The organism is Brevibacillus sp. LEMMJ03 (assembly GCF_007197875.1).
GTDB lineage: Bacteria > Bacillota > Bacilli > Brevibacillales > Brevibacillaceae > Brevibacillus > Brevibacillus thermoruber.
This window is the reverse complement of record NZ_VKJN01000028.1, coordinates 1-25,641: the sequence shown is the minus strand read 5'-3', so window position 1 is coordinate 25,641 and position 25,641 is coordinate 1. Positions and strand designations below refer to the sequence as shown.

The 25,641-nt window shown below is 53.6% G+C and carries 21 protein-coding genes and 2 tRNA genes; 1 reads left to right on the top strand and 22 read right to left on the bottom strand.

The annotated features are described in order from the left end of the window. Positions 1 to 19: 19 nt before the first annotated feature. The 19 genes from FOI68_RS21750 to sigW form a co-directional block, all read right to left on the bottom strand. Positions 20 to 1,525: a tripartite tricarboxylate transporter permease gene (locus tag FOI68_RS21750; protein WP_044900133.1), complete on the bottom strand. Its 1,506-nt coding sequence runs from the start codon at positions 1,523 to 1,525 to the stop codon at positions 20 to 22. A gap of 12 nt (positions 1,526 to 1,537) precedes the next feature. Beyond that, on the bottom strand, positions 1,538 to 1,990 hold the full coding sequence (locus FOI68_RS21745; RefSeq protein WP_185974009.1) for a tripartite tricarboxylate transporter TctB family protein: 453 nt from the start codon (positions 1,988 to 1,990) through the stop codon (positions 1,538 to 1,540). A gap of 87 nt (positions 1,991 to 2,077) precedes the next feature. Further along, positions 2,078 to 3,097, bottom strand: coding sequence for a Bug family tripartite tricarboxylate transporter substrate binding protein (locus FOI68_RS21740; protein WP_185974008.1), 1,020 nt, complete (start codon positions 3,095 to 3,097; stop codon positions 2,078 to 2,080). Between the two features lie 139 nt (positions 3,098 to 3,236). Beyond that, positions 3,237 to 4,430, bottom strand: a complete 1,194-nt coding sequence (locus FOI68_RS21735) for a thiolase family protein (RefSeq protein ID WP_035299293.1) — start codon at positions 4,428 to 4,430, stop codon at positions 3,237 to 3,239. Positions 4,431 to 4,443: 13 nt separating this feature from the next. After that, positions 4,444 to 5,595: an acyl-CoA dehydrogenase family protein gene (locus FOI68_RS21730; protein ID WP_035299292.1), complete on the bottom strand. Its 1,152-nt coding sequence runs from the start codon at positions 5,593 to 5,595 to the stop codon at positions 4,444 to 4,446. Positions 5,596 to 5,609: 14 nt separating this feature from the next. After that, complete coding sequence (locus tag FOI68_RS21725; protein ID WP_185974007.1) at positions 5,610 to 6,407, bottom strand: enoyl-CoA hydratase/isomerase family protein; 798 nt, start codon at positions 6,405 to 6,407, stop codon at positions 5,610 to 5,612. After that, positions 6,394 to 7,245 (bottom strand): 3-hydroxyacyl-CoA dehydrogenase, encoded by an 852-nt coding sequence (locus FOI68_RS21720; protein ID WP_185974011.1) that lies wholly within the window; start codon positions 7,243 to 7,245, stop codon positions 6,394 to 6,396. The genes FOI68_RS21725 and FOI68_RS21720 overlap by 14 nt, the downstream gene beginning before the upstream one ends. A gap of 30 nt (positions 7,246 to 7,275) precedes the next feature. Next, a complete protein-coding gene (locus FOI68_RS21715; RefSeq protein WP_143864289.1) occupies positions 7,276 to 7,938 on the bottom strand; it encodes a 3-oxoacid CoA-transferase subunit B in 663 nt (220 codons plus the stop codon). Between the two features lie 110 nt (positions 7,939 to 8,048). Then, on the bottom strand, positions 8,049 to 10,136 hold the full coding sequence (locus FOI68_RS21710; RefSeq protein WP_255433804.1) for a sigma-54-dependent Fis family transcriptional regulator: 2,088 nt from the start codon (positions 10,134 to 10,136) through the stop codon (positions 8,049 to 8,051). Positions 10,137 to 10,507: 371 nt separating this feature from the next. Continuing rightward, positions 10,508 to 11,482: an electron transfer flavoprotein subunit alpha/FixB family protein gene (locus FOI68_RS21705; protein WP_044900128.1), complete on the bottom strand. Its 975-nt coding sequence runs from the start codon at positions 11,480 to 11,482 to the stop codon at positions 10,508 to 10,510. Positions 11,483 to 11,518: 36 nt separating this feature from the next. Beyond that, complete coding sequence (locus tag FOI68_RS21700; RefSeq protein ID WP_143864288.1) at positions 11,519 to 12,286, bottom strand: electron transfer flavoprotein subunit beta/FixA family protein; 768 nt, start codon at positions 12,284 to 12,286, stop codon at positions 11,519 to 11,521. A gap of 194 nt (positions 12,287 to 12,480) precedes the next feature. Then, entirely contained in the window at positions 12,481 to 14,595 is a 2,115-nt protein-coding gene (locus tag FOI68_RS21695; RefSeq protein WP_143864287.1) for a (Fe-S)-binding protein, read from the bottom strand. A 143-nt stretch (positions 14,596 to 14,738) separates the two neighbouring features. Beyond that, positions 14,739 to 16,571: a methyl-accepting chemotaxis protein gene (locus FOI68_RS21690; RefSeq protein WP_185974006.1), complete on the bottom strand. Its 1,833-nt coding sequence runs from the start codon at positions 16,569 to 16,571 to the stop codon at positions 14,739 to 14,741. 294 nt (positions 16,572 to 16,865) lie between these two features. Further along, entirely contained in the window at positions 16,866 to 18,698 is a 1,833-nt protein-coding gene (gene glmS / locus FOI68_RS21685; RefSeq protein ID WP_035299281.1) for a glutamine--fructose-6-phosphate transaminase (isomerizing), read from the bottom strand. A 452-nt stretch (positions 18,699 to 19,150) separates the two neighbouring features. Beyond that, positions 19,151 to 20,497 (bottom strand): phosphoglucosamine mutase, encoded by a 1,347-nt coding sequence (gene glmM / locus FOI68_RS21680; RefSeq protein WP_143864285.1) that lies wholly within the window; start codon positions 20,495 to 20,497, stop codon positions 19,151 to 19,153. A 43-nt stretch (positions 20,498 to 20,540) separates the two neighbouring features. Then, positions 20,541 to 21,785 (bottom strand): CdaR family protein, encoded by a 1,245-nt coding sequence (locus tag FOI68_RS21675; RefSeq protein ID WP_143864284.1) that lies wholly within the window; start codon positions 21,783 to 21,785, stop codon positions 20,541 to 20,543. Continuing rightward, positions 21,778 to 22,596: a diadenylate cyclase CdaA gene (gene cdaA, locus FOI68_RS21670; protein WP_029098105.1), complete on the bottom strand. Its 819-nt coding sequence runs from the start codon at positions 22,594 to 22,596 to the stop codon at positions 21,778 to 21,780. Before cdaA ends, FOI68_RS21675 begins: the two co-directional genes overlap by 8 nt. A 110-nt stretch (positions 22,597 to 22,706) precedes the next feature. Beyond that, positions 22,707 to 23,330: a zf-HC2 domain-containing protein gene (locus tag FOI68_RS21665; protein WP_143864283.1), complete on the bottom strand. Its 624-nt coding sequence runs from the start codon at positions 23,328 to 23,330 to the stop codon at positions 22,707 to 22,709. Between the two features lie 17 nt (positions 23,331 to 23,347). Then, positions 23,348 to 23,911 carry an RNA polymerase sigma factor SigW gene (sigW, locus tag FOI68_RS21660; RefSeq protein WP_029098103.1) on the bottom strand — a complete coding sequence of 188 codons (564 nt, stop codon included), beginning with the start codon at positions 23,909 to 23,911 and terminating at the stop codon, positions 23,348 to 23,350. A 178-nt stretch (positions 23,912 to 24,089) separates the two neighbouring features. Between sigW and FOI68_RS21655 the strand changes: the two genes are divergently transcribed. After that, positions 24,090 to 24,239 carry an aspartyl-phosphate phosphatase Spo0E family protein gene (locus FOI68_RS21655; protein ID WP_143864282.1) on the top strand — a complete coding sequence of 50 codons (150 nt, stop codon included), beginning with the start codon at positions 24,090 to 24,092 and terminating at the stop codon, positions 24,237 to 24,239. Between the two features lie 80 nt (positions 24,240 to 24,319). Here the strand turns inward: FOI68_RS21655 and rocF are convergent, their stop codons facing one another. From rocF to FOI68_RS21640, 3 genes are all read right to left on the bottom strand, one after another. After that, positions 24,320 to 25,216 (bottom strand): arginase, encoded by an 897-nt coding sequence (gene rocF, locus FOI68_RS21650; protein ID WP_029098101.1) that lies wholly within the window; start codon positions 25,214 to 25,216, stop codon positions 24,320 to 24,322. Between the two features lie 215 nt (positions 25,217 to 25,431). Continuing rightward, a tRNA-Gly gene (locus tag FOI68_RS21645) sits at positions 25,432 to 25,505 on the bottom strand. Between the two features lie 59 nt (positions 25,506 to 25,564). Continuing rightward, positions 25,565 to 25,641, bottom strand: a tRNA-Pro gene (locus FOI68_RS21640).

The following is a 25,641-nucleotide window of genomic DNA, read 5'->3' as shown; positions in this document are numbered from 1 at the left end:
AAGGTTCTGGTCAGAGGCCTTACATTTCGAAATCGTTGACAAGCGTAGATCTTTTCTTTTTGATTCCGCTAATCAAACTGATCACCAGGATCACGATCCCCAAAGAAATCAGGGTTCCCGATATCGGGCGTTCAAAGAAAATCAACAAGCCATTCTGCGACGTGGCCAGAGACTGAAGCAGGGTTGACTCAATCTGCGAACCCAAGACGAATGTCAACACAGTCGCAGCTATCGGCAGATCCAATTTCTTCATGAGATAACCGATCACGCCGAAGAGGATCATCATCCAGACATCCCACAAACTGCTGTTAATGCTGTAAACACCCACCACGGACAGGATCAGAATCAGGGGAAACAGAATCTCATATGGTACCATGGCGATCTTCGCCCATACTCTCGCCAGCGGAAGGTTAAAGATCAAAAGGATCACGTTCCCCACGAACATACTGGCGATGACGCCCCAGACAAAATCGGGATTATTCTGAAATAGCTGAGGCCCCGGCGTTAAACCATGCATGATAAACGCTCCCAAAATCACGGCGACAGTCGGAGAGCTGGGAATCCCAAGGGTAAACAACGGAATCATCGCAGCGCCGCTGTGGGCGTTGTTTGCCGTCTCCGGACCAGCTACACCTTCGATGGCCCCCTTGCCGAAACGGGAAGGATCCTTGGCTATTTTCTTTTCCAGCGAATAAGAGAGAATCGAAGCAATAGCGGCGTTAGCACCAGGGATCAAGCCAATGAGAAAGCCTAAGACTGTCCCTCGTCCGATCGATTTTATCGTCGGTTTCCATTCATCTCTCTTAGGCAACAGACCTTGAATTTTTGCAGGAGTTTCCATCTTCATGTGGTTTTCCGCATTCAGCAGGATTTCCGAGATCCCGAACAATCCCATCGCCACCACGACAAAATCAAGTCCTTCCATCAGTTCCATCTGACCAAATGTGAAACGGATGGCCCCAGAGACGGGATCCATGCCGATCAGGGACAGCAACAGTCCAAAACATGCGGCGATCAACCCTCTGATGACTGATTTTCCCATCAATCCGACGAGCATGAGCAAACCGAGAAGCAACAGAGAGAAGTACTCTGGCGGACCGAATTTCAAAGCGAATTCCGCCAAAGGGGGGCCCAGGAAGGTTAAACCGAGGATCGCCGCAATTCCACCGATAAAGGAACCGATGGCCGCTACACCCAATGCGGTACCCGCGCGGCCCTGCCTGGCCATCTGGTATCCGTCGATACAGGTGACGACCGACGCAGACTCCCCGGGGGTATTGATCAGCACAGAAGTAATCGTTCCGCCATACATGGAACCGTAAAAGATCCCGGAAAGCATAATAATCGCTGAAATCGGTTCCATACCAAACGTGAGCGGAATCAACAACGCTGTTCCGGCAACCGGTCCCAATCCGGGCAGCACTCCTACAAACATGCCAATAGATACCCCTATTAGACAGTAGAGGAGATTCCAAAGCGTAAGCGCATGTTCAAAACCACCCAGAAGCAATGCTAATGAATCCATCTCCTCTCCTCCTTACCAACCGAATGTGCTCTCGGGCAAATCTACGTTCAACACGGAACCGAACAACCAGAACAAGACCAAGGTGACGAGTACAGCTGCACCAATACTGATGTGCCATTTATAGTGTCGGACGAAGAGCGTAAACAAGAAGAGTGCGCTGGCTGCGATAAAGCCGAGGATTGGCATCAGGATCAGATAGAGCACCAGGATAACCAGAACAAAAAGGACACTCTTCAAGGCCGCTCCCCGCGGCATCGGCTCTCCAGTTCCATCATTGTCCTTTACCGACTCCCAGATATAAAAGATAGATAGGATGAACATGATCCCGCTAATCCAGAGGGGCAAAAAACCCGGTCCCGGGCCAGCCGGACCCGTATATGAAAAATCCAAGGAAAGAAGCAAAAAGGTAAGTGAAAACAGCGAGACACCAATTCCGGCCCAAACACCCGCATTCCATCTTTTCACAAAGGTGCACCGTCCCCTCTCTTCATGATGCAATCAGGGGCATACCGGAAAATCCTCCTGTATGCCCGATTTTGATGATCACCAGGATTACTGAATCAAGCCAACCTTCTTCATGATCTCACCGTTGCGGTTGAAGCTGTCTGTGATGTCTTTTTGGAAGTCTTCCGGGCCGGCATAGGCAGGCTCTACGCCAAGTTTCTTAAATTGTTCAATGACAGAAGGGTCTTCCATTGCTTTTTTGAATGCATCGTGCAGAATGGTCACGATCTCTTTCGGCGTATCCTTCGGTGCAAGTACACCCGTGTATACATCAACCTGGACGTCGTATCCTTTTTCCTTCGCCAGCGGTACATCCTTGTACGCTTCGACCTTGCTGCTGCCTACGTTAATCAGAGGTCTGATCTTGCCTGCGTCCATTTGCGCCTTTGCCTCCTGTACCTGAACCACAGCACCTTCTACATGGCCGCCAATCAGTGCGGTTACAGCAGGACCGGCGCCGTCAAACGGTACGTGCTTGGTTTTGATCCCGGCAGCCATATTAAGCGCTTCCATTGCAAGGTGAGCAGTATGACCTGCACCCGCAGTTCCATAGGTGAACGTGTCCGGGTTGGCTTTCACGTATTCCAGCCACTCTTCAAATGTTTTCCACGGAGCATCGGCTCTGACAACCAGCACCTGCGGTACAGACAATACCCGGATGACGGCCTGGAAACTGTCATGGGAGTAAGGAGCCTTGCCGTAATGCGGCTGGATGGAAGTCGCACCGGTGGTTGTCATACCGATTTTGTACCCATCCGGTTTCGCCTTGAATACCTCGGTCATACCAATGGTAGCCGCTCCGCCCGGCTTGTTCACCACGACGATGGATTGTCCGTTGGGAAGATACTTGGAAGCAGCGGTAGTCAGAATCCGTGCCGCTGAATCCGTACCACCGCCTGGAGCATACGGAACGATGATTTCGATCGGTTTGGTCGGGTAATCTGTCTTGGCCTGGCTGCCCTGAGCCCCCGCGGCCGTTTGATTGCCGTTTGATTGCGTCGCATGTTGTGAACAGCCCGCAGCAACCAGCGTGAAGACGACCGTTACGATCGCAAACAGTTTTTTCATAGCAGTACCCCCCATGTTTCGAATGAAATAGGAAAAGTATGTTATCCCTAACGAAGAGGGTCCTATTGTTCTGATTCCCCGTACCTCTTCTGTAAGGAAATAACCTGATGGATTGGAGACGGGAGGTCCCGCCTCCTTTCTACACCTGCAGATTTTCCACGATGGTGGTGATGCCCTGACCTCCACCGATGCAAAGCGTTACCATACCGTATTTCTCCCCGCGTCTGTCCATCTCGTGCAGCAGTTTGGTCATCAGAATCGCTCCGGTTGCCCCGATTGGATGGCCGAGGGCGATCGCCCCCCCATTCACGTTCACCCGGTCAAGCTTCATTCCCAACTCCTTGATCACTGCAAGCGCTTGCGCGGCAAACGCTTCGTTTAATTCGATCAATCCAATGTCATCGAGTGTAAGTCCGGCCTGTTTGAGCGCCTTTTGGGTCGCTGGCACGGGGCCGATTCCCATGATTTCCGGAGAAACTCCCGCCACGGCTTGGGCAATGACTTTGGCTTTCGGCTTCAATCCGTGTTTTTTGGCTGCCTCTTCCGACATCATCAACACCACGGATGCACCATCGTTTCTGCCGCTGCTGTTTCCGGCGGTGACGCTTCCTCCTGCTTTAAACACCGGCTGCAAGGCGGCCAGCTTATCCAGGCTGGTCAGGCGCGGATGTTCGTCCGTATCAAACACGATCGTCTCTTTTTTGTTCTTGATCTCATACGGTACGATCTCCCGTTGAAAGCGGCCTTGCTGGATTGCTTGATGAGCCAGTTCCTGGCTGCGCATGGCAAACTCATCCTGCTCCTCCCGGGAGATCTGGTATTTCTCCGCCAGGTTTTCGGCGGTCAAACCCATGGTCAAGTTGCCGTATACTTCAATCGGTTGGGAACGCGGCTGGCTTTCCGTGTTCGGATCAAGAAGCTCTCCGTTGCCGGCCCCATATCCGTATCGCGCATGGCGAATGTAATAAGGTGCCGTACTCATGCTTTCCGCTCCGCCGGCGATGACCACATCAGCCAGACCGCACACAATCTGCTGGGCAGCATTGTTGATCGCCTGCAATCCAGCCCCGCATTGACGGTGAACCGTGTAGCCGGGCACCTCAACCGGCAAACCCGCGCGCAGAAGCGCCAAGCGTGCCAGGTTGGCCGAATCCGTGCTCTGTTTTGCCTGACCCATGATCACTTCGTCGACATCGGAGGGCTGAATACCGGTACGGGCAATCATTTCACTGATTACCCTGGCGGCAAGAAAATCTACCAGGACATCCCTCAAGGTCCCCCCCATACGTCCAATGGGCAAACGAACGGAATCGATAATCACAGCGTTTCTCATCCCCATCTTCTCCCTACATCGCGTATTGTTTGATCAACTGGGCTGCGATGATGTTTTTCTGAATCTCGGACGTCCCCTCGTAGATTTTGGTAATGCGCGCGTCGCGGTAATAACGCTCTACCTGGTATTCCTTGATGTAACCCATGCCGCCGTGAATTTGCACGGCTTTGTCGGCAACGTGGTTGTATACCTCGGAGCCGTACAGTTTTACCATCGCTGCCTCCTTGATGACATTCATGCCCTGATCGGTCATCCATGCGACACGGTAGGTGAACGAACGGAGCGCTTCAATCTCCATCGCCATCTCAGCCAGCATGTGCTGCACCGCCTGAATCTGGATGATCGGTTGACCGAATTGGATACGTTCCTGGGCATAACGGATGCTCATGTCCAGCAGCTTTTGGCAGGAGCCCAGGTTCCTCGCCGCCAGACCGGCACGTCCGTTGGTCAGAATCTTGAGTGCATTGACGTACCCCTGGCCTTCCTGACCAAGTACGTTCTCTACCGGGACTTCCAGGTCTTCAAAGATCAATTCAGCCGATTGGGAGCCGTGCAGGCCCATTTTTTCTTCGATCTTGCCGACACGGAAGCCGGGGAAATCCTTCTCGACGATGAAGGAGGTAATCCCCTTTGGACCTTTTTCCGGATCGGTCATAGCCATCACCGTGAAGACATCCGCGATCGGTGCATTGGTAATGAAGTGCTTCGAACCGTTGATGATGTATTTATCGCCTTTGCGAACCGCTCTTGTCTTCAAGTTGTAGGCTTGTGATCCGGCATCCGGTTCCGTGAGGGCGAAGGCACCAATCCGGTCACCGGTAGCCATGTCCGGCAGATATTTTTTCTTCTGCTGTTCGTTGCCGATCTCCACGATGCCGACCGTCCCGATCCCGACGTGGGCACCGATTACGGTGGTATAGCCGTTGTGGGTTTTACCCAATTCTTCGAGAATCGCGCATTTTCCCACCATGTCAAGCCCAAGGCCGCCGTATTCTTCCGGAATGCTCAGTCCGAACAGGCCCATCTCCTTGGACATGTTCATGATCTTGTCGGGAATGGCGTCCAACTCCTCAATTTCATTGGCATGCGGGTCAACTTCTTCCTTGATAAAATCCCTTACGCCGTTTTTTAACGTGACGATATCCTCAGGCAATCGAAAATCCATCGCAAGTTCACTCCCTATCTGTTTTTGAATTCTGGTTTGCGTTTTTCCAGGAACGCTTTGGTTCCCTCATATTTATCCTCTGTTGCGAAGGCAACGGTTTGCGCCAGCTTCTCCATCATCAGCGCACTATCCAAATCAAGGTCATAACCGCGGTTGATCACCATTTTTGCCAGGCGAATCGCAACAGGACCTTTGCCCTTGATTTTATTTGCGGTTTCTTTTACAGCGTCCCACAATTGTTCGTAGGGGACTGCCCGGGACACCAAACCGATCTCTTCCGCTCTCTTGGCATCAATCAACGTACCGGTCAGGATCATTTCCAGCGCTCTTCCTTTACCCACGATGCGGGCCAGCCGCTGGGTTCCGCCACCGCCCGGGATGATCCCCAGGTTCAATTCGGGAAGACCGATTTTGCAGTGGTCAGCCGCAATCCGGATGTCACAGGAGATCGCCAGTTCACATCCCCCGCCGAGGGCGTACCCGTTAATGGCTGCAATGGTCGGTTTGCTGCAAAGTTCGATTTTTCTGAATGTTGCCTGGATGCCGGGGACCAGCGCTTCCAGCATCGTTCTCTCATGCAGCTGTCTGATATCCGCACCGGCGGCAAAGGATTGATTTCCTTCGCTGGTAATGACGATCACTTGCACATCTTCCCGATTTTCGTGATAGTCAATTGCCTTTTCGATTTCCAGCAGCGTATCTTTACGTAGCGTGTTCCGAAGCTCCGGCCGGTTGATTTTGATGATTCCGATGCCGTCTTCTACCTCTACGATCAGATTCTGAAACGGAATTTCGTGACTAGTTGTTGTCATAGTTGTAGAATCCTCCCCCCGATTTTCGTCCAAGCCGTCCCGCCTTCACATATTTCACCAAGAGCGGGCAGGGGCGGTACTTTTCCCCCAATGTCTTGTGGAGATACTCCATGTTTCTCAGGCGCGTATCCAAGCCTACCAGATCGGCCAGCTCGAGCGGACCCATCGGATGGTTGAGGCCAAGCTTGATCGCCTTATCGATATCTTCAGCGGAGGCCACGCCTTCCATGAGCATGTACATCGCTTCGTTGCCGATCAGGCAGTTCATCCGGCTGGTCACGAATCCGGGATATTCGTTCACCTCAACGCTTTCCTTATTCATCTGCTTGGCTACTGCTTTTGCGATGGCAACGGTTTCATTCGAGGTATCCAGGCCTCTGACAATTTCGATCAGCTTCATCTTGTGTGGCGGATTGAAAAAGTGCATCGCCACACATTTTTCAGGACGGGAGGTTTGAGCGGCAATTTCGGTTGGACTCATCGTCGATGTGTTGGTAGCCAATACGGCATGTGCCGGAGCATATTGATCCAGCTTTTGAAACACATCGATCTTTACATCCATTAATTCCAGGACTGCCTCTATGACGAGGTCGGCGTTCCGTGCCGCAGCAGCCATATCCGTGCTGTACGCGAGGTTCTCTATTGCCGTATCCTTTTGCTCCTGTTTGATATACCCTTTCTCTACGCTTCTCGACAGCTCCGATTCGATGTAGTGCTTGGCTTTTTCCAGCGCTTCGGCAGAGATATCCTGCAGCACGACGTTGTACCCGGATACCGCCGCCACATAGGCGATTCCTCTCCCCATTACGCCTCCGCCAATTACGGCAATGTTTTTCACCATCACGTCTAACTCCTTCCCCCTATCAAGTCACCGTTGATGTTGGTTGAGCGCAACCTCGAATTCGGCGTCCGTTATTTTCTTCAATTCTTCCAGGCTGCAGGAAGGATCGAGCTCCACCAACGTCATCTTTCCGTTTTTGAACGTAAACACTGCCTTATCCGTAACAACCATATCAGCCTTGCGCGAACCGCTGCTGGGATAGGTCAGTTTCTTCACCAGCTTGGGTTCTCCGTTTTTCGATACATGAGTCAAAGCCAGGATGATCTTCTTCGCTCCGGCTACCAGATCCATCGCTCCGCCTACGCCCAGAATGTTCTGTCCCGGCACTGCCCAGTTGGCGATCTCTCCCGTCTGATCCACCTGCAGCGCTCCCAGCACAGCCACATCGATATGTCCGCCGCGGATCATCGCAAACGATTCTGCACTATCGAACAATGCCGCGCCCGGAAGTATCGTCACCGGTTGTTTGCTCGCACTGATGATATCCATATCGATTTCATCTTCCGGCGGAGTCGGCCCCATACCAAGAAGGCCGTTTTCCGTTTGCAGAAACACTTGTTTTCCTGGGTCTATATAATCAGGGATCAACGTGGGAATCCCTACCCCCAGATTGACGATTTGTCCATCCTCCAGCTCCTGCGCGACTCGTTTTGCAATTCTGACTCTTTCAGACAGATCACTCGTTGACATGATGATACCCTCCCTTCTGGTTTTACCTCTTGCACAACCTCATATTATGCAAAAGTGATGCCAACCTTCGTGATACATGCTGCCGACGTCCATAACCAATCCTTGACGAATTAATGATTTAACATATCGATCTCGGAACCGATAGTCCCGCCTCTGTATTTTTTCAACTTCCGGACGATGGTCGATTGATCCACCTTCAGGATCTCTGCGGTGCGGCGTGTGTTTTTATACATGCGAAGCGCTTTGGTCAGCAGTTGCTTTTCCACCTCGTCTATCGCTTCTTTCAGCGGCATGATGCCACTTACATAAACGAAGCTGTTTTCATCTCCTATCGCTTCTTCCTCCAGCACCATCTTGACGTCCTTCCACTCGATCGTTGGTCCTGCCGTCATCACGATCAGTCTTTCAACCACATTGGCCAGCTCACGGACATTCCCCGGCCAACGGTAATGGATGAGGGCTTGTACGGCCTTGGGGGAAAAGAATTTCTCGATTCCGTATTGCTGAGAGAATCGCTGCTGAAACATACCCAAAAGCAGCGGGATATCCTCCACTCGTTCACGCAGCGGAGGGACGTGGATCGGCACCACATTCAACCGGTAGTACAGGTCTTTGCGGAACTCCCCCTTCTCGACAAGTTCCTTCAGATCACGGTTTGTGGCCGCAATGATGCGCACGTCAATCTTCCTTGGCTTGACTCCGCCCACACGGGTAATTTCCTTCTCCTGCAGTACCCGGAGCAGTTTCACCTGAAGCAGCAGAGGAAGCTCACCGATCTCATCGAGGAAAATCGTTCCCTTGTTGGCGGATTCAAACAGTCCCGTTTTCCCGCCTTTGTTTGCGCCGGTAAATGCGCCTTGCTCATAGCCGAACAACTCAGACTCCAGCAGCTGTTCCGGAATCGCACCACAGTTGACTTTGACGAAAGGTTTGTCCTTCCGATCGCTGTACTGATGGATCAGCTTGGAAATTTCCTCCTTACCGACCCCTGATTCCCCGAGAATCAACACGGTTGAATCGACTTTCGCGATCTGTTCCACCATCTGGATCACCCGTTTCATGCCCGGGGAGGTGGCAATCAGATGATGCGACGAATTCTTTTCCCCTTGGAGCTGGCTTAGATGGCGCCTTGCCTCGTCCAGTTCACGTCTGAGATTATCAATCTCCGTAACATTTTGAATCGTAATCACGACACGATAGACTTTTCCCTCCATGTCTATAACCGGAGTACCTGTGATCATCAGCAGGTTCTGATTCTTTTTGTTTCTCTCCATGACCGTAACCGTCTGTTGATTCGCCAGAACAGCGGAAACAATCGAGCTCTCGAAAGTATCACCGACCAGGGATTCATAGCACTTGGGAATGTATTCCAAGCCAAGGATTCGCAAAAACGAATGATTGGCCTTGATGATGTTTCCTTGGTCATCCGTAATCAGAATGGCATCGTAGGACGATTCCAATACGATATCCAACTCATGCAGGATGTTCTTCACGCTGGAAAGTTCCGCGGAGACGAATTCGATTTCGGAAATATCCTGAAATACCCCGACAGCCCCCACCACTTTGCCCCCTCGGATAATCGGCGTGCGATTACTGATGTATTTTCGTTTGCCCACCTGATACTTCGCGCTGTAAGGTTTGCCCGTTTTCAACACTTCCAGCAGCCCGGGGGTAGCCACCACGTTGGTGATGTATTGGCCGATCGCTTTCTCTGCCGTTGTTCCCGCCATCCTCTCCGCCGCCGGATTAATGGAGGTGATATACCCTTTTTCGTCAATCGACATGATTCCGTTATGTGCCGAATTAAAGATGGCATCCATCAGGCTGAGCTTCTCCTGGGTCAACTCGCTGTACACCTCGATTAGCTGCTTATGGGTAATGCAGCCGATCAGCTCGTTGCTGCCGTTCTTCACGGGATGAATTTCGCCTGTGTAGTGGATGACGGATTCAATGCGCTCATCTTCGTTCAGTACCTCTCCGGGAGCTGTCATTACCTCTCGAATGGTTTTCCTCTGAAAGAAAAGTCCTTTCAATAAATCCTTCACGGTCAAAGCGCCTACAAGTTCGTCAAGGTAATTGAACACCAAGGTCCCATCCAGATCTTTTTCTACAAATGTTTGCAGGCATTGTTGGAGGGAATCGTCTTCATAAAATGTGACAGAGGGTCTTGTCATGACATCCTTTACGATACGGATCAAAAAACCTCACTCCCCAAACGATAAAGCGCTTTCATTTTTATAAAAGCAATAATCATGCCAATATTTCGAACATTGGTAACGAAAAGGGAGAGAACAAATCAGGGGTCAAAGGAAGGGGGTTTCAGTCGATGCGTATTTGCATCAATTATTGTATCATTGCATCAGCCTGGTTGAACATAAATAAAAGTATGCAGTCATCGACATTTATCGCATCGAACTTCGGTGAAAAACGTAAAAATTCAAAAAATAACGATGCAAACTTGCATCAACCAAAGACAACACTACATCATTATCCTTTTTTTGCCATCAACATCCTCCAACTCTCATCTTGGAACCACAAAAGGGAACCCCTCTGGTTCCCTAATGGAAATCTATTGATTGGCAGCGAGGTATTTTTTGAACTCTTCGGTCAACAGCGGAATGACCTCAAACAGGTCTCCGACGATTCCATAGTCAGCAACCTGAAAGATCGGCGCTTCCGGATCCTTGTTTACGGCTACGATGACTTTGGCGTTCGACATGCCGGCCAAGTGCTGAATCGCCCCGGAAATGCCGCAGGCGATATACAGATCGGGCGTCACGACCTTGCCTGTCTGTCCGATCTGCAGGGAGTAATCGCAGTAGCCGGCGTCACATGCTCCCCGCGATGCACCGACCGCGCCGCCCAGCACGTCGGCCAACTCCTGCAGCGGTTTGAAACCATCGGCGCTTTTTACCCCGCGTCCGCCGGAAACAATGATTTTGGCCTCGGTCAGATCTACACCGCCCACTGCCTTCCGTACCGTCTCCCGTACCACCGTTCGCAGATCTTTGATGACTGCCTCAAAACGGACCGTTTGGGCATCAACCGGTTTTTCCGTGACCGGGAAGTTATTCGGACGGAGAGTGGCGAATATCCGACCATGTTTGAATGTCTTCTTCTGAAACGCTTTGCCGGAATAAATCGGACGTGTAAAGACAACGTCGCCCCCTTCCACCGCGGCATTCACACAGTCAGAGATGAGCCCCATTCCCATGCGGCCGGCAATACGCGGAGCAACATCCCGTCCGATCGCCGTATGGCCCATCAGAATCATATCCGCCTGCACATGTTCGAGCAACTGACACAGCGCCTGGGTATAGGCATCAGCGGTGTAGACGGAAAGCTCCGGTTGCGTAAGCACATACACCTTGCTCGCGCCATATTTGCCCAGTTCACGGACGTGATCCTCCGTATGGTTTCCCAACAGCGCAGCCACCACTTCTCCGCCCCCGCTAAGCTGCTGTGCTACCGATAACGCTTCAAAGGTAACATTTCTGATTTTTCCTTCCCTGGATTCGGCAAAAACCAATACGTTATTCGACATGTCTTCATCCCCTCTGGTATAGTCTTATCCAAGCTGCTAGACAACCTTGGCTTCATGACGAAGCAGTTGGACCAATGTGCTCACTTGCTGAGCCGGTTCGCCGCTAAGGATTCTTCCGGCCTGTTTCTTCGCGGGTACGTATTGATCACGAATCTCCGTTCTAGCCTCCAGCTCGTCCTGAGCGAGTCCCAGATCAGCGACCGCCACTCTCTCCAACGGCTTCTTCTTCGCCTTCATCAGCCCCGGCAGGGACGGATAACGAGGTTCATTTAACCCTTGCTGCGTGGTCGCCAGGAACGGGAGATTCACTTCAACAATCTCCACGTCGCCTTCGACATCACGCTCTACGGTAGCTTTGCTTCCTTCCCAGCTCAGTTTCGTGACAGCGGAGACATGCGGAATCCCCAGTTCTTCCGCGACACGCACCGCTACCTGACCAGAGCCGGAATCGATGGCCATATTGCCGCCAAGAATCAGATCAAACGCTTTGTCCTTCACCGCAGCCGCTATCAGTTTGGCGATGCTGTATTCATCGAGCTCTTCATCATTTGTCTCGATCAGGATCGCCTCGTCCGCACCCATTGCCAATGCAGTCCGCAGCGCAGTTTCCGCTCTCGCCGGGCCCACTGTCAGGACTGTTACATTCGCCCCTTGCTCTTCCTTTATCCGAACGGCTTCTTCTATGGCGTACTCATCATACGGGTTGATGATAAACTCCACACCATCTTCGTTGATCTTTCCGTTTTGCATTACGATTTTCTCCTCGGTATCGAAGGTTTGTTTGATTAACACTAACATGTTCATGTTCGTCCCTCCCGCGATAATCTGAACAGTCCCATCCTACTGCCAAGGAACTTTCGGTCATACAAAATCAGCAAATAGTATGCCAGCCTTGCTGCCGCGAGAGACGAGCGACGTTTGATGCAATTCGACATCAACCCACACTCTTTATCTTTTAAAAACGCAGGTTCCATGGCATTTTTGCACGATTTGATGTGTTATTGCATCATAAGCTGCACATTTGCATCATTACGGATGCATGTTTCACCCGTTTGAACATTCCCGACAAGTGATCTTTCTACAATTTCGACGATATCCAGAGTCTTGACTCGATCCTCCACGTCTTTTGCCTTTGTTCCATCACTCATCATGGTCAAGCAGTACGGACAGTTGCTGGCGATTGTCGTCGGATTCAATTTGAGCGCTTGTTCAGTCCGCTCGATATTGATCCGCTTGCCTTGCTTCTCTTCCAACCACATCATGCCGCCGCCCGCCCCGCAGCACATAGCGTCTTCCCGATTACGCTCCATCTCGAGAATCTTCACGCCAGGGATCGATGCAAGAATCTGCCGCGGCGTGTCATAAAGCTGGTTGTATCGTCCAAGGTAGCAGGAATCGTGATAGGCGACGGCTTCATTCACCTCGAATGACGGCTTGATCCGTCCCTCCCGAATCCACTGCAAAAGCAGCTCCGTATGGTGGTACACTTCTGCTTCCAGGCCAAATTCGGGATACTCGTGTTTGAACGTATTGTACGTATGCGGGCAGATGGTCACGATTTTCTTTACGTTGTAAGCTCGGAAGGTCGCAATGTTCTCCTGGCAGAGCTGCTGGAACAGGAACTCATTCCCCATGCGGCGGGCAGTATCTCCGGAGTTTCGTTCCTCATTGCCCAGAATCGCAAAGGAAATCCCGGCCACATTCATGATCTTGGCAAACGATTGCGCGATCTTCTGACTGCGCGCATCGAAGGAACCCATCGCCCCCACGAAGAACAGGTACTCAAACTCTTCCACCTCATCGACGGTCGGCACATGGATATCGCTGCGTCCTTCCCGCCATTTGATCCGTTCCTTGCGGTTGATTCCCCACGGATTGCTTTGCCGCTCGATGTTCTGGAAGTAACGGGCCGCTTCATGCGGCATGTCCCCTTCCGTCAAGACCAGATATCGCCGCATGTCAATAATTTTCTCGACGTGTTCGTTGGCGACCGGACATTGATCTTCACAGTTCCTGCAGGTGGTGCAAGCCCATAATTCCTCCGCCGTGATCACATCTCCGATCAGATTGACATCCTGCGCCGAGGTTGTCGGTTCTGCCCCCTCCGCAACCGTTGCCTGTGCATTCCCCGAAAACGCAAATGCAGGCATCCATGGAGTGCGGGACGTGATCGCAGCCCCTTTTTCGGTCAGATGATCCCGCAGCTTCACGATCAGATCCATCGGCGACAGTGTTTTCCCCGTACCCGACGCGGGACACATGCTGGTGCATCGACCACATTCCACACAGGCATACAGGTCGATCAACTGATTCCGGCGAAAGTCTTCAATTTTGCCTACACCATACACGTCCTGGCTTTCGTCTTCAAAATCGATCGAGGTCAATTTTCCGACCGGTTTGGTATCCCGCAGCATCACATTCACAGGCGCAAACAGCAGGTGGGCGTGTTTCGATTGCGGGACGTAGACCAGGAATGCAAGCAACGTCAGCAGGTGAACCCACCAGAACAGATAGAACAATCCCCCTGCCGCAGTGGTGCCGATCTCGTCAAAACAGCCGGCAAGGAGCGTGGATACGGGGGCATATACAGAGTAGTCGGTACGTCCCAGCCACACATGCTCAAATGCAAGCGTCAGCAGGATGGATGTCATCAATGTGGATAAAAAAATAAGAACGAGACCCGGTTTAAGCCCTCGCTTCAAACGCGGCAATTTCTCCATGTACCTGCGGTAAAAGGCGTAACCCACCGCGAGCAGAACGAGAACAGTCGTGATTTCCTGGCTTAGCGAGAAGTATTTGTGCGCATCCCCGAGCGGGAACTCGAATTCCCGGACAAATCCTTTGATGATCAGCTCAATGGCCCCAAACTGCAGAATGATAAAACCGTAGAACATGATCACGTGCATGATGCCGCTTCTGGTATCCTTCAGCAGTTTCTTTTGGCCGAATACGTTTACCAACACTTCCTGAATCCGCTGTTGGACATCTTTCTTCAGGTTGGCTTTCCTGCCCAGTCTGATGAAGATGATACGGCCGTACACCAAATGGGCAAACAGGTACACCGCATAGCCGGTCACTGCGAGAAATGCAAGGAAATGTAAGAGTGCCAACATGGTTTTCTTCTCCTCCCAATCCTATCTGGTTTCTACGCTTATCCCTAAGCAATAACCGTACCAACTCACGGACAGACAAAAAGGCTCCCTTAGGAAAGGGGGAGCCTGCGATTTTTCGTATCTTCGGCGACTGTATAAAAACGTTATACTTCGAAACGGTTGATCAGATTCTTCAGTCTCTTGGCCATCTCGCTGAGGCTGGTCGCATAACCGGAAACTTCCTCCATATAAGCCAACTGTTCTTCGGTTGCCGCCGCCACGGATTGAGTATGGGAAGATGTTTCTGCAGTGATTTTCTCCGCTTCGGCGAGCGAATCGGTGACCTGATCGGAACCTTCGAGAAGATTTCCGGCAGCCTCGGCCACTTCAATGATTTGCGCCGCCACTTGCTGTACGCCGGCAAGGATTTTCTGGAAGGCTTCACCCGCCTCGTTCACGAGCGTCATCCCGGTCTCCACCTCTTTGGTGCCTCTGTTCATCGCGTTCACCGCCAGCTCTGTATCGGACTGGATCTCCCCGATCAGACGGGTGATCAACCGGGCTGATTCCCCCGTCTGTTCAGCCAGCTTTCGTACTTCCTCGGCGACGACGGCAAACCCTCTGCCATGTTCTCCGGCACGAGCCGCTTCGATCGAGGCATTAAGAGCAAGCAAGTTGGTCTGCGCGGCGATTTCTGTAATCGTGCTGACGATTTTCTCCACTTCACGCGAACGGCCTTCGAGGACTTTCACCACGGCAGCCAGGTTTTCAACCGATTCCTTGATCGATTTCATCTGATCGATCGCTTTTTGTACGGACAGGTCTCCCTGGGCGGCGTCTTCCGATGCCCGTTGCGAGGATTCGGACACGAAATCGGTTGAACGTCTGATCCGCTCGATGCTTTGCAGCATGTCGTGAATGACCCGATTGGATTTTTGCGTTTCTATTACCTGTCTTTCCGCTCCTGCGGCCACTTCCTCCATCATGTCAGCGATCTGCACAACCGCCTTCTTCACCTGAACCGTATTTTCCTGAAGGTCTTCGGAGAAGTCGCTGACATGGTCACTCGCCTCTTTTACCTGTTCAATCATGCCCCTGATACTATCTGTCATTCGGTTGAAGGAATCTGCCAGACGACCCAGTTCATCCTTACGCTTGATTTCCACACGCGTCTGCATGTTGCCTTCGGCGATCCGGGAAGCCGCCTGAACGACTACATTCAGCGGATTGACAATGGAGCGGGACACAAAGTAGCCGATCAACCCGGAGAACAGGATAGCCGCGATCGTCAGTCCGATCTGCAGCGCGAACATATTGTGCTGGATGGACCGAGCATTTTCATAGCTGGATTGCGCCAGATTCTGATTGTTCTCCACCGTCTCTTCCAGATACGCCGTTAGCATTCCGGCTTTATCGAGCAGGCTTGAGCGGTACGTCTCCAGTGCGATTGCTGCTCCTGTGCCGCTGCCGAAATTCTCCGTCCCTTTTTTCATCCAGTCAAGGACGCTGAATAAGTCATTGGAATAGCCATTCCAAATCGTCTGGAACTCGCTGGCCCTCTCGGCAGTCATCCCGTATGCCTCCGACTTGTTCATCAGAATCTGAACCTTCACGTCAATCTTCCCTCTGATGTCCTCAATCTGCGTGATGTAGGATGACAAGTCCGTATTGTTCATGAAAAAAGCCGCGGCAATCGTACCATTCAGCTTGTCGTAGTACGAAGAGAGCTGCATCATCTCGGTGACGGCCTGCATGCGCTTGGCGTACATGTCTTCCATGGATTGCTCCAACTTCTTGGTGGAGTAGAGACCGGAACCACCAACAGCCAATAAAAAGACAAGGATCAACAGATAAGAGCCCCAAATGCGAAAAATCAACTGTTGATTGTGTTTTCCACCTTCTTTTGTATGAACTGACCCTCCTGTCTTGCTTCTTCGCCCGCTCCTGTTTAGCTTGGCGATCCATGTTGAAACGTGACTATCCTTCAAGATGGACACTACTATGTCGCCTCCCATGTGATTGTTTCAGCAACGTCCAATTTCTGCAATTTTCATGCCGTTTTTTAACTGAACATGTCCAGGGAGATCATCGGATCGTCATCGAGAAACAATCAGGGAGATCAGCCGAAGCCTTGTGCCGCAAGGGATTGGGGCAGATGAAAGAGAAAAAGCCGAGCAGACATCAGGACAAATACCTGGATCTGCATCGGCTTTTGGACAGTTTATAGCGTCCCTAGACGCTACTAGTTATCTGTGGTCGAGAAAAGTTGGATGTCTTCCGTACAACCTTCCTTACTCCACCGTCACGCTCTTCGCCAGGTTCCGCGGCTTATCAACGTCCAGACCGCGGGCGACGGAAGCGTAGTACGCGAGCAGCTGCAATGGAATGACGGTCAGAATCGGCGTCAACATGGGCAGGGTGGCCGGCATGTGGATGACATCGTCCACGGTTTTGGCCAGTTCGCGGTCGCCTTCGACGGCGAAGCCGAGTACGCGGGCGCCGCGGGCTTTTACCTCGACGATGTTGCTGACCATTTTTTCGTAGATGTCCGGCTGGGTGGCCAGCGCCACGACCGGCACGTTGTCTTCAATCAGCGCAAGGGTGCCGTGCTTCAGTTCTCCGGCGGCGTACGCTTCGGAGTGGATGTAGGAGATCTCCTTCAGCTTGAGCGAGCCTTCCAGCGACACGGCGTAGTCCAGACCGCGTCCGATGAAGAACAGGCTGGTCGCGTCCTTGATGCTTTCGGCAAAGCGACGGATCGGCTCGGCGTTGTCGAGGATCGTGCTGATCTTCGCCGGAATCTGCTGCAGGTGTTCCACCACGTTCGCGATCTCGGCAGCCGCCATCGTGCCCTTGACCTGTGCAAAGTAGAGCGCGAACAGGTAGAGCGCCACGACCTGGCTGGTGTACGCCTTGGTGGACGCCACCGCCACTTCCGGACCGGCCCAGGTGAAGATCACGTCGTCTGCTTCGCGGGCGACGGAGCTGCCCACCACGTTGGTGATGGCCAACACCTTGACGCCGCTCTTCTTCGCTTCGCGCAGGGCGGCCAGCGTGTCCGCCGTTTCGCCGGACTGGCTGATCACGATCATCAGGGTCTTGTCGGTGTAGATCGGGTCGCGGTAGCGGAACTCGGAGGCCACCGCTACTTCCACCGGCACGCGCGTCCACTTTTCGATGACCTCTTTTCCGACCAGGCCGGCGTGCATGGACGTACCGCACGCGACGATGTAGATGCGGTCGTACGCTGCCAGTTCCTCGTCGCTCATCTTCAGCTCCGGCAGCACCACGCGCTTGTTCTCCTGGTCAATGCGGGCGCCCATCGTGTCGCGGACGGCCTGCGGCTGCTCGTAGATTTCCTTTTGCATGAACGAGTCATAGCCGCCTTTTTCCGCCTGCACCAGATCCCATTCCACGTGGAACAGCTCCCGTTCGATCCGGGCACCGGTCTCGGCATCCATCAGTTCCACGCCGTCGCGGGTGAGGACGGCCATCTCCCCTTCGTTGAGGATGTAGACGTCGCGGGTGTGTTCCAACAGGGCCGGAATGTCGGAGCCGATAAAGCTCTCGCCTTCTCCGACACCGACGATCAGCGGGCTTGCCAGACGGACCGCCACCAGTTTATCCGGCTCGTGCTCGGTCATGATGCCCAGCGCGTACGCCCCGCGCATGCGCTTCACGGCCTTGCGAACCGTGGAGACGATGTCGCCGTCATACAGATCGGCCAGCAGATGGGCGATCACTTCCGTATCCGTCTCCGACGTGAACACGTAGCCCTTGGCCATCAGCTCTTCCTTGATCGGCAGGAAGTTTTCGATGATCCCGTTGTGTACGACGGCAAATTTGACGGCCGAATCGGTATGCGGGTGGGAGTTTTCGTCGGACGGCTTGCCGTGCGTCGCCCAACGCGTATGCCCGATGCCCGCGTTACCGGCCAGCGGCTGTGCGGCCAGTCGGCCCTCCAGAACGGAGAGACGCCCTTTCGCTTTGTCCACAAGCAATCCCTGTTCCGTCAGAACGGCGATCCCCGCCGAATCGTACCCGCGGTACTCCAGCTTGCGCAGACCTCCGATGATGATCTCTTGCGCTTGTCGATTGCCAATGTATCCTACAATTCCGCACATATTGTTTGTCCCCTTTCCAGTGACGGGGACACAACCCGCTGTCTGTGATACGGGGGGTGTGCCCCCGCCATTCCATATGGTTTCGTTTCACTCGTGATTTCCCAAAAACCTCTCGTGTATCATGCGCGGGTTTTGTCCAACAGGTCGCCCTGCTGTTTTGTTCCCGCGCTCCGCGGCAGTGATACAGCTGCCGGGAGGCATCCGCCGAACCTTCGATAAACCTCCACCTCGTCCACTGCGCTCCATGTCGGGCAAACGCAGTGCTGGCGCTTTCTTTCAACCATTCTTTGGTCATTCTGACAACATTCGGTTTTCTTTGGCAAATTCCCCCTTTGTTTACATTTGCCATGGCACATGAAAACTGTATCACAGTTTGGCGAACGCGACAATCATTCTTTTGTCTTATTACTTGTATGCAGAGGGGAGTGGTATGGTACCACTCCCCCGGTCGATTATACCAATTCCTGTTTCACGACGTCGGCGATCCGATTGACCAACTGTTCCAACTGCGCTTCGTCCGGCCCTTCCGCCATGACGCGCACGATCGGTTCGGTTCCGGACGGGCGGACCAGGACACGGCCGTTTCCAGCCAGTTCCTCTTCCACCTCGCGAATGGTCTGCTCAATCGCCTGGTTGCCGGCCAGCTTCGTCTTGTCCTCGACCCGGACGTTGACCAGGATCTGCGGATACTTGGTCATCACCTGTTTCAGTTCAGACAGCGGCATGCCCGACTCCTTGACCACGTTGAGGAGCTGCAGGCCGGTCAGCAAACCGTCCCCTGTCGTGTTGTAGTCCAGGAAGATGATGTGGCCGGACTGCTCGCCGCCCAGATTGTAGCCGCCGCGCAGCATTTCCTCGACCACGTACCGGTCCCCCACCGCCGTTTTGGTGGTGTTGATCCCGCACTCTTCCATCCCTTTGAAGAAGCCCATGTTGGCCATCACGGTCGTGACCACCGTGTTGTTGTTCAGCTTGCCTTTCGCCTTCATGGCGCGTGCGCAGATCGCCATGATGTAGTCGCCGTCCACGATCTCCCCGTTTTCGTCCACCGCGATGCAGCGGTCGGCGTCGCCGTCGAAGGAAAGGCCCAGGTGTGCCTTGTGCTTCACGACTTCCTCCTGCAGGCGCTCCGGATGGGTGGAGCCGCACTGCTCGTTGATGTTGACGCCGTTCGGGTTGGCGCCGATTGTGATTACCTCCGCCTCCACGTCGGCAAACAGCCGGGCCGCCAGCGAAGAAACCGCGCCATTGGCGCAATCGAGCACCACTTTCATGCCGTCAAAGCGCTCCGTAACCGTGCTCTTCAGGTGGGAGAGGTACTTTTGACCGCCCTCCAGGAAGTCCAGCACCGTTCCGATGTGCTCGCCGGTCGGGCGAGGCAGCGTGTCTTCCTCCGCGTCCAGATATTGTTCGATTTCCGCTTCCACCTCGTCCGACAGCTTGAAGCCGTTGCTGCCGAAAAACTTGATGCCGTTGTCCGGATACGGATTGTGGGAGGCGGAAATCATGACGCCGGCATCCGCTCCCAGCGCCCGCGTGAGATACGCCACGCCGGACGTGGAGATGACGCCCAATCGGACTACCTCCGCTCCTACCGAGAGCAGCCCTGCCAACAGCGCGCTTTCCAGCATCTGTCCCGAAATGCGGGTGTCGCGCCCAATCACCACTTTCGGTTTGCCTTCCTGCTTGTGTCTGGTCAGAACGTAACCGCCGACACGCCCAATTCGAAATGCCAGTTCAGGCGTCAACTGGGCATTGGCCACTCCGCGTACACCATCAGTTCCGAAATACTTCCCCATGTTTGTCCCTCATTTCCTTCCTTGTACACCAAACAGCTTTCGTCTAGCTTCGCTTGTTCGTGATTTCCACTGTTACCTTCTTCGGTGCTGTTTTCGCCACCTTGACGTAATCCGGCTGGTTGAAGATGTAGTTCAAGGTAACCTCATACACACCGGCCGGCATGCTGCTGACGTCGGCGACGACCTGCACGTCTTCCGGCCCCACTTGCTGCAGCACTTCCGGCGCTCCTACCGTGTCGAAGTCGATGGTGGACATCTCCCGACCATCCGGCGAAAGCACGCGCGCCTGCATGTTTTCCGAGAGGCCGCTGATGCGGATCGGGATTTTCCCCAAACGTTTGGTGGTGGACGGAACCACTTTCAGCGACACCTTCAAATACTCGGGTTCCACATTCACGATGTTTTCCAACACCGGTATCTTCAGCTCCAAGAGGCGATCTGACGTAATGCTGCTCAGATCGATCTCCGGTCCAGGATACGTGCTCGTTTTGAGTGCATCGATCACTTCTTTCGGTCCGTATACGGTCACCTCTTCCACATTCATATCTACACTAGCCAAACTATAGCCATCCGGCATTTCATTCGTCAAGTTCAATTTGATCGGGACCTTGACATACGGGCTGGTCACCGGCACGTTGACCTCCACGGTGAGCGGGATGACTTCCGCTGCCTGCAGGACGTTGCCCGATTTGTCCACCACCTTGAGCGGTACAGTCGTTTTGATCGGCGAGGTCGCCCCTTCGACATCGACGGAGGCCTTCACCGCCGCCACCCTGTCAGCCTGGCTCTCCGGCACCCGGACCAAAGCCCTAAACGGCTTGACCAGCGGCTCGCCGGCCGTGTACCCCGGCGCGACCTGTCCCAGCATCTCGACAGTAACTTCGCGCTCCACGGTCTTTTTCTCTTCCAGCGTGACTTCGACAACGTTGGGGATGATCCCCACCTTGGCATCCTCCCACCCCTTGTACTGGACCGGCACCTTGTGGGTCCCTGCCCCCTTGTCGCGCAGGTCCACGTACACCTCGTAGGAATCGGAGGGGAGAAAATTGTGGCGGTAAAACGGGTTGTTGCTCTCCAGCGCCACTTTGACCGTTTTCGGCTGTTTCACCACGTAGTAACGCTCACTGTCGTATTTGACGTGCAGGGCGATGTCGTCAATCAGGAGCGGCCGGTTCGCCTCCGTCGAAGGAGTCGAATCCATTTCCAGGTTGACGACCATCCACATCATGATGGCCAGCATCAAGGCGATGGCTCGCGCAAACCAATGACTGTTTAACCACTTATCCATGTTTTCGCCTCCATTGCCAACGACTTGCCATGGACTTGCTCTTCGAGGAAGGCTGCAGTTGTTCGGTCAGGCATTCCGCCAACTGCTCCTCTGTCAGGTTGCGTCTCATTTCTCCGTTCATGGCAAACGACACGTGTCCCGTCTCTTCGGAAACGACAATGGACAGACCGTCAGACACTTCGCTGACCCCGATGGCGGCGCGATGACGCGTCCCCAATTCTTTTGAAATGGAGGTATTTTCAGAGAGAGGCAGGTAACAGGCAGCGGCGAGAATCACGTCCCTGCGCATGATCACCGCCCCGTCGTGCAGCGGCGTGTTCGGGATGAAGATGTTGATCAGCAGCTCCGAACTGACGCGCCCGTTGATGCCAATCCCCGTCTCCACGTAATCGTTCAGGCCGGTTTCCCGTTCGATCACGATCAAGGCGCCAATCCGCCGCTTGGCCATGTAGGTCACCGATTTACAGACCTCCTGCACCATCCGGCGCACCGTCTCTTCATCCTGCATGCTGCTGGAGCGGGAAAAGAGTCTGCCCCGCCCCAACTGTTCCAGCGCGCGCCGCAGTTCCGGCTGAAAGATGATCACGATGGCCAGCACCCCGAACGTAAACGCCTGCGACATGAGCCAGTGCAGCGTCGTGAGCTGGAAGTACTTGCTCAACAGCCAGGTGATGATGATGACCATGATCCCTTTCAGCAATTGCACCGCTCGCGTACCGCGAATCAGCATGATGAGTTTATAAATCACGTATGTGACGAGGGAAATATCGATCACATACCGCAGCAAATCCCCATAGTCCATTGAAATCATAAACGAAGCCCCCATATTTCGCTCCATCTCAAGGCAGTTGCTCTCGTCTCCTGCGGAAAAAGCACGGCTGCTTCTGCCGTGCTGCATGTAACTATACTCTCTATTTTCTCCTATGGCAAGATAGGAAGCAAGTCATTTCCAAGATTTTTCATTTCGTACCAAATCCAGTCGAAGATCGCTTCGATCGACTCGGTGCTTCCCGCCACCTGCGCGGTGGAAGCCAGCACCACCTTGCCTTCGATGGCGACCACGTTGCCTTTTACTTTTCCCCGCACTTCCACATTGCCGTTGCGCACCACCAGATCGCCGTCGATGGTTGTTCCCGCGGGCACGACCACCACGTTGCGCTCCCGGTCGATTTTTAGTTTATCCATGCTGGACGAAGATATTTGCAGGGTGTCATCCTGCTCAAACCAGGAGGCGAACATGCTCCCGGTCATCAAAAAGAGAAAGACAGCCGCCGCCGTGAGGAACGGATGATTCCGCAGCCAGTTGGAAAAACGCCTTGTCTTGGGAGGAGCCGGCAGTTGCGCAAGAACGCGAGCGGTAAAATCCGGCGAGACATGAACATGAGACGCGCTCTGGACAAAGGCGATGGCCCGCTGCAGTTCGTGCAGGTGCCGTCGGCAGGTTGCACAGGCCTGCAGGTGGGATTGCAGCTTCTGATTGGACAGCTCGTCAATCTCCCCGTCCAGGAACTCGTGAATGAGCGCAATCATTTCTCGGCATTCCATCGTGGTTTTCTCCTTTCCTACATAAATCGCAACTTGCTGCGCAAGGCTTCCCGACCGCGGTGAATCCGCGTCTTGATGGTTGTGACCGGCAGCTTGACAATATCGCTGATTTCCTGCAGCGACAGATCTTCAATGTACCGTAAAATCATGATCGACCGATACTTCGGCGCCAGTTGGGAAAGGGCGTCCTGTACGGTCTCCTGCAGCTCCTGCGTCACCACTTTGTCCTCCGGCCCCTTCTCGTTGGACGACAGCCGCGAATACCAATCCATGCCCTGCCCGGGCTCCACTTCCTCGTCGAGCGAAAAGTCGGGCCGCTTTTTCCTTCCCCGGTCAATGCACAGATTGGTCGCAATCCGGTAGATCCACGTGGAGAACTTGTAACTTTCGTCGTAGGCATGCAGGTTGGCGTACACCCGCAAAAACGTTTCCTGCGCGATGTCCTCCGCATCCTCGCGGTTTCCCACCATGCGATACGCAAGCTGAAATATCTTGTCCTTATATATCTCGATTAACTCGGCAAAGGCTTCGCGGTCTCCTCGCTTCGCCCGCTGGGTTAACCGTTTCTCTACAAAATCCATGCGATCCTCCCCGCAATACCGTAATCCTTTTATACGGATGGTACTGCAAATGGTTTCGTTTTGAGGCGTGTTTACTTGGCCATTTTTGTGGGAAATACAGGAATAATGAGACAGGTTGTCTCCATATAGTAATGATGGTACCTCTCTTATCCTGACGGTGTAAAGGAGAGTGGAACACATGCACGATCCGCATGTTCTTCTCCAAATCGAACAACTGCGCCAAGAGTTGAACGACCGGTACAAGGAACAGGAAACCATTACGCCCGAAATGGTGGAGTTAAGCGTGCAGTTGGATCATCTGTTGAACAAACTGCATCTCCATCCTTAGAATGTACCGCTTTCCCCCACCGATGTAAAGATGCGGAAACGAAAAAGGCGAGGGAACACACGGGTCCCTCGCTTCTTTTCTTACAGCAGTTTGTCTCCAAAGGCGGAACTCATCAGGGCAACGGCGACACGGGCGGTCATGTTTTCCCGGTCGAGGATCGGGTTCACTTCCACAAACTCGGCGGAACAGAGAATGTCCGCGTCAGCCAGCATCTCCAGCGCCACATGTCCTTCCCGGTAGGAGATGCCGCCAATGACCGGCGTGCCCACCCCCGGCGCATCGTGCGGATCAAGTCCGTCCAGATCGAGGCTGAGGTGGACGCCATCGGTGTTCCTGGACACATGGGCAATCGCTTCCTCCATCACGCGGGCCATGCCCAGTTTGTCAATTTCGTGCATGGTGAACACTTTCAAGCCGATTCGTTTGATTAATTCGCGCTCGCCCGCATCCAAATCGCGCGCGCCAATAATCACCACATTCTCCGGCTTCAGCTTCGGCGCAAAGCCGCCGATCTGCACCAGACGCTCATGCCCGTACCCCAGGCTGGCGGCCAGCGGCATGCCGTGAATGTTGCCGGAGGGCGACGTTTCTCCGGTGTTCAAATCACCGTGAGCGTCAAACCAGATGACGCCGAGGTTTTTGACGTGCTTGGCGACACCGGCCACCGTGCCGAGCGCAATGCTGTGGTCGCCGCCCAGCACCAGCGGAAAACGCCCTTCCTCCATGATGCCGCTGACGGCCTCGGCCAGTCTGGTGTTCGCCTCCACCACTTCGTCCAGGTACTTATGGTTGTCTGTCTCGGTAAACGTGTGCGGTCGGGTAACAGGGATATCCCCTTTGTCCTGGATATTCAGACCCATTTTTTCCAAACGGGCGACCACGCCTGCATAACGGATGGCACTCGGTCCCATGTCCACCCCGCGGCGGTCTGCTCCCAAATCAAGCGGTACACCGATGATGCTGATGTTTTTGTTCATGAACGCGCCCCCTTCCCTTGGTTCACTCACGCTTATTGTAGCCTCGGGAAGGGAAATGACTCAACTCGACAGCCATTTGCATAAAAAAACTGCAGGCGGCTGCCTGCAGGTCGCTTCGGGCGCACACGTCCAATTGAATTGATCGCGAAACGAAAGGGGGGCGTACAGTAAAAAACGAGCAACCGAAAAGCGGCTGCCCGTTTTACACGATGGAATGGAGCGGGTGATGGGAATCGAACCCACGCATCCAGCTTGGAAGGCTGGAGTTCTACCATTGAACTACACCCGCATGTGAGCAAGGTCCCCCAAAACACAGGTAATCCCAACATTGGTTTGGGAGTACGGAAGTGGTCGGGAAGACAGGATTCGAACCTGCGACCCCTTGGTCCCAAGCCAAGTACTCTACCAAGCTGAGCTACTTCCCA

What these genes read in the sequence shown, in the direction of transcription:
- FOI68_RS21750 (WP_044900133.1), bottom strand. Translation starts at nt 1,525, where the DNA reads ATGGATTCATTAGCATTGCTTCTGGGTGGTTTTGAACATGCGCTTACG.
- FOI68_RS21740 (WP_185974008.1), bottom strand. Translation starts at nt 3,097, where the DNA reads ATGAAAAAACTGTTTGCGATCGTAACGGTCGTCTTCACGCTGGTTGCT.
- FOI68_RS21735 (WP_035299293.1), bottom strand. Translation starts at nt 4,430, where the DNA reads ATGAGAAACGCTGTGATTATCGATTCCGTTCGTTTGCCCATTGGACGT.
- FOI68_RS21730 (WP_035299292.1), bottom strand. Translation starts at nt 5,595, where the DNA reads ATGGATTTTCGATTGCCTGAGGATATCGTCACGTTAAAAAACGGCGTA.
- FOI68_RS21725 (WP_185974007.1), bottom strand. Translation starts at nt 6,407, where the DNA reads ATGACAACAACTAGTCACGAAATTCCGTTTCAGAATCTGATCGTAGAG.
- FOI68_RS21715 (WP_143864289.1), bottom strand. Translation starts at nt 7,938, where the DNA reads ATGTCAACGAGTGATCTGTCTGAAAGAGTCAGAATTGCAAAACGAGTC.
- FOI68_RS21705 (WP_044900128.1), bottom strand. Translation starts at nt 11,482, where the DNA reads ATGTCGAATAACGTATTGGTTTTTGCCGAATCCAGGGAAGGAAAAATC.
- FOI68_RS21700 (WP_143864288.1), bottom strand. Translation starts at nt 12,286, where the DNA reads ATGAACATGTTAGTGTTAATCAAACAAACCTTCGATACCGAGGAGAAA.
- FOI68_RS21695 (WP_143864287.1), bottom strand. Translation starts at nt 14,595, where the DNA reads ATGTTGGCACTCTTACATTTCCTTGCATTTCTCGCAGTGACCGGCTAT.
- glmS (WP_035299281.1), bottom strand. Translation starts at nt 18,698, where the DNA reads ATGTGCGGAATTGTAGGATACATTGGCAATCGACAAGCGCAAGAGATC.
- glmM (WP_143864285.1), bottom strand. Translation starts at nt 20,497, where the DNA reads ATGGGGAAGTATTTCGGAACTGATGGTGTACGCGGAGTGGCCAATGCC.
- FOI68_RS21675 (WP_143864284.1), bottom strand. Translation starts at nt 21,785, where the DNA reads ATGGATAAGTGGTTAAACAGTCATTGGTTTGCGCGAGCCATCGCCTTG.
- cdaA (WP_029098105.1), bottom strand. Translation starts at nt 22,596, where the DNA reads ATGATTTCAATGGACTATGGGGATTTGCTGCGGTATGTGATCGATATT.
- FOI68_RS21665 (WP_143864283.1), bottom strand. Translation starts at nt 23,330, where the DNA reads ATGGAATGCCGAGAAATGATTGCGCTCATTCACGAGTTCCTGGACGGG.
- sigW (WP_029098103.1), bottom strand. Translation starts at nt 23,911, where the DNA reads ATGGATTTTGTAGAGAAACGGTTAACCCAGCGGGCGAAGCGAGGAGAC.
- FOI68_RS21655 (WP_143864282.1), top strand. Translation starts at nt 24,090, where the DNA reads ATGCACGATCCGCATGTTCTTCTCCAAATCGAACAACTGCGCCAAGAG.
- rocF (WP_029098101.1), bottom strand. Translation starts at nt 25,216, where the DNA reads ATGAACAAAAACATCAGCATCATCGGTGTACCGCTTGATTTGGGAGCA.